This window comes from Vibrio sp. 779(2023) (genome assembly GCF_033344285.1).
In the GTDB taxonomy this organism is placed as follows: Bacteria; Pseudomonadota; Gammaproteobacteria; order Enterobacterales; family Vibrionaceae; genus Vibrio; species Vibrio alginolyticus.
The window spans coordinates 129,441-136,300 of sequence record NZ_JAWPOM010000013.1 but is presented as its reverse complement, the minus strand read 5'-3'; the positions used below and the strand labels follow the sequence as shown (position 1 = coordinate 136,300).

Sequence of the window (6,860 nt, the reverse complement as noted above, 5' to 3'; positions counted from 1 at the left end):
ATTGGCGCTGGACTAAACAAAGGCCCCCTTTTAGGGGGCTCACACAAAGCCACCTTCTTTAGAAGGTGGTAATTTACATTACTAGCTTTGCTTAGAGTCCTGTTCTATTTGCTTCATAAGCTCGTTGGCTTTCTTCATAGCGCGTCTTGCGCTTGAAGTCCTTCGCTTATTAAGTAGTATATCGGAGAAGCGTAAGTATTTATCAGCAGTTTTGAATCTTAAATCGTTAACATCCTGAAAACCAATAGGAAAGTTTTTCGAGAACAGATCCACATCCTTCACCAAGTTATCGAGATGAGTTGTCGTCCTTGCCTTTTCTAGGCGAGAATAAAAGTTTTCAAACTCTTCTTGGAACAGGATTCTAGCGGCATCTTCTGGAAACGGTAGAGGGCTGTTGGAATCTAGCGCTGTCTCATATAATTTCATTTCCAGCACTGCATCTTTCATCGCATTACTTATCTGTAAGTTCTCTTGATGCTCTTCTACGTTTGAAAAGAAGGTGTTCCCAACCTTAATAAGAGCAACAAGTGCAGCTGCGTCTTTCTTTTGGAGTGCTTCAGTGAGGTGCTGACCGAAAACATCGCTAGATAACGAACTTGGCGTGAAAGGATAACCTTGATGAATCTGATTTAACTCATCCTTGAGCTCATAGATGGATTTACTGCCATCTTCTTTACTGTACCGAGACTTTTCAAGTTGACTGTTGATTTGCCTTGCTATCGAAAGTAACGTGGAGTGCTTGCTTGACTGAATATCTAAGGCAAGAACTTCTATTTTATGTGAGTCAGGGTAGTAGGTTTTTGCTTTATCAAGTATGGACTCAATTTCATCATAATTCGGGTAGTTGTTGGCATCAGAATTCAAAACCTGATCAATTTCAGATTCAAACTCGCTGAGAATATAGGTCTTGTGTAAGCGTAATAAGCCAGCCTTAACGACTGGATGTAAGCTTTTTTCACTATCAATCAGTGCCAAACTTTTTTCTGCTGGCGTATCAAGCTGCCACTCTTGTCCGGCAATTTGATCATTTTGCTTGCTAATAACGGTTTCCAAATTGGTGATGGTTTCTTGTTGCTGCTGATAACCAAATACAATGCCGCTAACTAATAATATACTCGCTGCCGCGCCGCTAGCGATAGGCCAATAGCGTATATTCAATTTGCGTTTCAACTGCTCAGGGGTCAGCTCGTTCGGAATGATGCCAGTTGAAAATACGCTTGAAAATATTGGCCACTTAGATGCAGGCATGTTAGTTGGTTTAGAGACCTTGATCTTCTTTTTGAGAGCTTCATTAACTGGAGTTCTTGCGTAAGGGTGTTTGCAACTCAATAGCTCGTAAGCAATACAAAATAGAGCAAACATATCGTCGCTTAAGTTCGGTTCCTTACCGGATAACAGGTTGAGTGATGCATAGTTGGGAGTATAACCAAGCGTTTCAACATTTTCGGATTTACGTTTAGCCGCATATTGATCCTGCTTTAATTGATGAGTTTTAGATACACCAAAATCAAGCAACTTAATGTTACCCTCAGACGTTAAAATCACATTAGCGGGCTTTAGGTCGGCGTGCACTACACCAAGAGAGTGAGCATATGAGAGTGCATCGAGTACCTGATTTAGGATTGATAAAGTTGCATTAAACTTCAGCCCATGCGGCCTAGAACGCTGTATTAAACTCTCTAATGTTTCTCCGTTAATATACTCCATAACTAAAAAGTATATTTCGCCATCAACACCAAAATCAAAAACCCTAATGATATTAGGGTGGCTTAACCTTTGAGTTTGTTGAGCTTCACGTATTAACATGCGTGCAGTCTCTGGTTGAGAAGCAAACTCTTTCTGTAATATTTTTAACGCAACGTAGGGTGTTTCTGAACCTGAAGATTCAAGAATCTTATCTTTAGCTAAGTAAACATCGCAAAGCCCACCATGCCCAATAACCGACTCAATTTCATACCGATTTTTAACGGTCGTTCCTATTAAGCTTTCGTTAATAACATCTTTGTTATTATTTAATGAGTCATCTTTATTGTTTTTTTTCTTATTAACTAACGGAGTGTTTTCTTTTTGAGACAGTTTTGTATTTGTTTCATTTTTATTTTTAACGGAGGTTTCATTATTAGTGAGTTTGGTTGATTTAATTGCATTGTCTCGTTTTTGAGTCTTTACAATTTTAGTTTTATCTCCGCTTTCTTCGTTATTTATAGAATTGTTTTTATTACTGTCTTCCATCACAAGAACTCCGTATAAATGATGGGGGAATATATGCCTTTCTGCTCAATGAAAAGTCATTATGTTAGAATTTCTCGGCCAAACTAACATTCGTTTTTTTATTGATGAAAGTCTAAGTGTCAAAAATTTGAACTTGGTTGGATAATTAAAATTGTTGAACAATACGTGATTGCTTTGATAAAAAAATGATTCATTATTCCGTGCATGATTTTCAATGGCAGTATTAAGATTTTTATTAATCTTACTGTTAATAAGAAAGCAGTTAATAATAAAATTAAAAATAATATCTAGCAGGTCTTTGGCGAGGTTTACATGAAGTTGGTTTTAACCATAACAAGTTTTCACAAATTTACTCCAGAGATTGAGAGTGAGTTCGTGTTTGAATCAAGTGATGAACATGCCAAGGTTACATTTGGTAGGTCTGAACAATGTGATTGGACACTACCAGATCCTGAAAGAGTGGTATCCGGAACCCACGGAGAACTGATTAAGTTTGGTGACAAATACTTGATAAAAGACCTCTCAACTAATGGTACTTTTGTAAATAATGCTGTAACTCCTGTGGGTCAAGGAAATGAAATAGCACTAAGCGATGACGATATGGTTAGCTTAGGGGATTATCAAATTTCAGTTTCTATTCAAACAGATACAGATGTATTCAGTCTTGAGACAAGTAAAAGTCTTTCTAGCGCACCCCCTGAAGTAGTCTCAAGTCCATCGGAAGCAGAATTTGTTGACCTAGGCCTTAGTGCTAGTGAACTCTTAAACGAAAGTGTTCCTTCTGACTTTCAGCTAGATATTGGTTTAGTCGATGATTTTATTGATATCCCAAAGCCCGAAAAACAGAGCACCGTATCTGAAACTTTACCGAAAGTTAACCGACAATCAGAACACCTATCGACTCCCAACTTTGATACCAATGGGGGTGAACTTGCGGCTTTTGTTAGAGGGGTGGGTATAGATCCAATGATGATTCCCAGCGATAACCGAGAGGAATGGTTCGAACAACTGGGGGAGTCATTTTCTTTGATGCTAGTTGGTTTAATGGAAACACTGCATAACAGAGCAGTGTTTAAACAAACAAATCGACTTAGTCATACCGCATTTCGTAAGTCAGAAAATAACCCTTTAAAGTTTTCTGCAAACCTAGAAGATGCGATTCATAACCTATATAACCGTCAAACCGCTAGCTTCTTAAAGCCAAATGCAGCCATTAAAGAAGCATTTAATGACATCGAAAGTCATGAGCAAGCCTTAATGAAAGGTGTTGAAGGTACGGTTTCGAGTGTTATGTCACTTGTTGAACCTACTTCTATATACTCAGATGCTTTAGCGAAAGACACGGTTATTAATAAGGTTATTCCAGCTAGGAAATATGCTCAAAGTTGGAAGAGGTTTGAGGATATTCATGAAAAGCTATCCGATGATATTATCAATAAAGAGTCTCCGTTCTATTTAGAAGACTTCGCTAAGCACTATGAATTAGCATTAAAAAACAAAGGCTAGGAATTAGGGTGATGAAAAAGTTTTACCAATATATTTTGTTATTAATTTCAATGGCTTTATTTGGGTGCTCAGCAGCGAACCTAGTTGTTGATCCATACTCAGATTTAGAAATAGCAGCAAGTCATAACATTAATCCTGATTCAAACGGCAGGCCTTCTCCTGTAGTGGTGTATGTATTTGAATTAACGTCAAATACCATTTTCGAAAGCCAGGACTTTTTTTCTATTTATGAAGAAAGTGAAAAAGTCTTAGGACCTGATTTAGTGAATAAATATGAAGTTTCATTAACTCCAGGTCAGAAAGAAACATATCAAGCAAGTATGTCTCCAAAGACAGAATATTTAGGCATTGTCGTAGCGTTTCGAGATATTGAAAACTCAAATTGGCGACAAGTCATTAAAGTGGATAAGACCGGTTACAACACATATCAAGTATTGTTAGAAGATCTGTCTTTGGTCGTTAAATAACGTTTAGTTGGCTAATTATAAATGACGCAATACTCCAAGACGGCTTGGTGCGAAGGAATGTTTTTACGTCCCCAGCACTTCCAACAACAAGAACGCGCAACCTCTCAAGAATTCAAGGGCTTACATCAGTTAGGTGGGACTTACAATTGGGGAGTTTGGAAATGTCGAGTAAAAAAACACGCGCTAAAAGATGGTCTTATTGAACTTGAGCATCTTGAAGCTGTTTTGCCAGATATGACGTTGGTTAATACGTTAATATCCAACGATTCAGTTTCGCCTCTACTTATTGATAAAAACACTGAAAATACGTTAGTAAAAATAACTCTCCCTCTTTCAAGTGTTACAGGTAAAAACGTTTCGGATGTAAGCGAATCGATCGTTTCTCGTTATGTACTTCAAGATATCGACGTGATAGATAACCTTACAGGACAAGATGAAGAAACCATCCAAGTTGCAGCCCTTAACCTAGAGTTGAAAGCGAGTAATGACAAATTAGCGGGTTATGTGGAGTTACCTATCTTAAGGATCAAAGAGGTAACTCCTGAAGGGGAAGTTATACTAGACGATGAGTACGTTCCTCCGCTTATCAATCTCCTGAGCGATAAAGTTATGTCAGCTTATCTACGTAACGTTATCGCGATGACAAAGATGCGTGCTGACGTTATTGCGCAGCGCTTGATTAAGGGCAAATCTGCATCGGCATCTGCTGTTGATTTCATCATGCTCCAAATGTTGAACCGATATGAGGCGAAGTTAAAGCATTTCAGTGAGTTAGATAGGTTACATCCACTGGAATTAGCGACGACACTTAAAGGTTACATTGGTGAGTTAGCCACTTTTTCTAATAAAACTAAAAGAGTCCCAAGTTTGCTTGCGTATGATCACTTAGATGTATCAAGTGTTTATAGCGAGTTGAATCAGATACTCAGTCAGTACCTCAGTGTTGTTCTTGACCAAACTGCGACCAAACTTCCGTTGGAGCCTCGCCAATACGGTATTCAAGTGACGCCGCTTCCAGATAAACGCTTGCTTGAGTCATGCCAATTTGTGCTAGCAATTAAAGCAGATACCACAACAGATGAAATAAGACGCCTGGTCCCAGCGCAACTCAAGTTTGGCCCGGCAGAACAGATTCGCGATCTAATTAATAATCAGATCAACGGTATAAACGTAGTGCCGTTGAGTGTCGTCCCGAGACAGATTCCTTACCAAACGGGCTATGTCTATTTCGAAGTTGTCAAGAAAGGGCCATTTTGGATGAGGCTAAAAGATAGTGGCGGTATTGCGCTTCACCTATCAGGGCATTTTCCTAATGCTGAACTTGAGCTTTGGAGTATTAATCAATAGGCGCGCTCTGTATGGAACAAACGATAGTAAAACCAACACCGGGTGGAAGAGCACCCGCATCGAAACCACAATCAGAAAAGTCTGTGGATAATACCGTAGTTATCTCAAAAAGCCCTGAATTGGTGAACAATGATTCAGTGGTCGCTTATGGGAGTAACTCTCTACTAGCAGAGGCGAATGGCCTGTTATCTATTATCGGTCAAATTCGGTCGACAGCGACTCATTCCGATCCGTTGTTTCTAAAAGAGACATTGGCACAAAAGCTTAGAGATTATGAGAACCGATTACGTCAGCATGACGTTGATTTGGATACCATTGATACAGCTCGTTATTGTTTATGCTGTTCACTAGATGAAGTTGTCCTTAACACCAATTGGGGTGGGCATTCATTCTGGAGTCACGATTCATTACTTAGCTCCTTCTATGCTAGCAGTCAAGGTGGGGAAGCGTTTTTTAAGCATCTTGATAAGTGCATGGCGAAACCAGATGCGAACTTAGATTTGCTTGAACTAATGTATGTGTGCTTATCTCTCGGGTTTCTGGGTCAATACCGTTTAGAAAAAAATGGACTGGAATCGCACCGGAAATTGAGAAGACAGGTTATTGCTACTCTTAAGTCTTATGGGAGAGGAGTCCCTCAGGAGCTAAGTAATAGTATCGACCAACACATTTTGAATGGCTCAAAGGCTTCTGATAGAGCCCCTCTTTGGGTTGTATGTTCTGTAACGGCGGCATTATTGGTCTGCATATATATGTATTTTAGCTATGAGCTAAATAAGGCATCCAATCGCACCTTTTCTCAATTAGTCAATTTGATTCAACCGCAACAGCTTAACCAAGATGCAACGTCAGAATCAAAATCAGCGCCAATTGCAGAAAAGATTTCAATGTATCTAGCAACTGAGATCGGTAAGGGGCTAATCAATGTTGAGCCGCTGCAAGACAGGGTAAGAATTTCGTTAAAGTCTCAAGATCTATTTGAATCAGGTAGTGCTGATGTTGTCGCTTACATCCAACCCGTTATTTCTAAGCTTGCGAGAACATTGGAGTCGACCCAAGGCAAGATCATTGTTACTGGTCACACCGACGATAGGCCTATTTTCACGAGTAAATATCCCTCGAACTGGCACCTATCATTAGCTCGAGCCACTGCTATGTCTGAACAACTGATCTCGAATAGTGCATTAGAAGGGCGAGTGATACCCGAGGGATTGGGGGATGCAAGACCATTAGTTGAAAACAGTAGTGATGAAAACCGAGCTATTAACCGCCGGATTGAAATCGACCTTCTTGTCGCGAATTAATAAT

Annotated in this window: 5 protein-coding genes; 4 read left to right on the top strand and 1 reads right to left on the bottom strand. The window is 39.5% G+C overall.

Annotation, left to right across the window (positions count from 1 at the left end; translation table 11 throughout):
- Window positions 1-81: 81 nt before the first annotated feature.
- Window positions 82-2,232, bottom strand: coding sequence for a serine/threonine-protein kinase (locus R8O70_RS16795; RefSeq protein ID WP_258623704.1), 2,151 nt, complete (start codon window positions 2,230-2,232; stop codon window positions 82-84).
- Between the two features lie 312 nt (window positions 2,233-2,544).
- Here R8O70_RS16795 and tagH point away from each other — a divergent pair, with 312 nt between their 5' ends.
- Genes tagH through tssL form a run of 4 tightly spaced genes read left to right on the top strand, consistent with a single transcriptional unit; the run spans window position 2,545 to window position 6,856 of the window.
- On the top strand, window positions 2,545-3,738 hold the full coding sequence (gene tagH / locus R8O70_RS16790) for a type VI secretion system-associated FHA domain protein TagH (protein ID WP_005375931.1): 1,194 nt from the start codon (window positions 2,545-2,547) through the stop codon (window positions 3,736-3,738).
- 11 nt (window positions 3,739-3,749) lie between these two features.
- A complete protein-coding gene (gene tssJ, locus R8O70_RS16785) occupies window positions 3,750-4,205 on the top strand; it encodes a type VI secretion system lipoprotein TssJ (RefSeq protein WP_017820223.1) in 456 nt (151 codons plus the stop codon).
- A 21-nt stretch (window positions 4,206-4,226) separates the two neighbouring features.
- Window positions 4,227-5,552 carry a type VI secretion system baseplate subunit TssK gene (tssK, locus tag R8O70_RS16780; RefSeq protein WP_258623701.1) on the top strand — a complete coding sequence of 442 codons (1,326 nt, stop codon included), beginning with the start codon at window positions 4,227-4,229 and terminating at the stop codon, window positions 5,550-5,552.
- A gap of 11 nt (window positions 5,553-5,563) precedes the next feature.
- Entirely contained in the window at window positions 5,564-6,856 is a 1,293-nt protein-coding gene (gene tssL / locus R8O70_RS16775) for a type VI secretion system protein TssL, long form (protein WP_167416000.1), read from the top strand.
- The last annotated feature ends 4 nt before the right edge of the window (window positions 6,857-6,860 follow it).

Coding starts and splice junctions, on each gene's coding strand:
- tssL (WP_167416000.1), top strand. CDS start 5,564: ATGGAACAAACGATAGTAAAACCAACACCGGGTGGAAGAGCACCCGCA.
- tssJ (WP_017820223.1), top strand. CDS start 3,750: ATGAAAAAGTTTTACCAATATATTTTGTTATTAATTTCAATGGCTTTA.
- tagH (WP_005375931.1), top strand. CDS start 2,545: ATGAAGTTGGTTTTAACCATAACAAGTTTTCACAAATTTACTCCAGAG.
- tssK (WP_258623701.1), top strand. CDS start 4,227: ATGACGCAATACTCCAAGACGGCTTGGTGCGAAGGAATGTTTTTACGT.
- R8O70_RS16795 (WP_258623704.1), bottom strand. CDS start 2,232: ATGGAAGACAGTAATAAAAACAATTCTATAAATAACGAAGAAAGCGGA.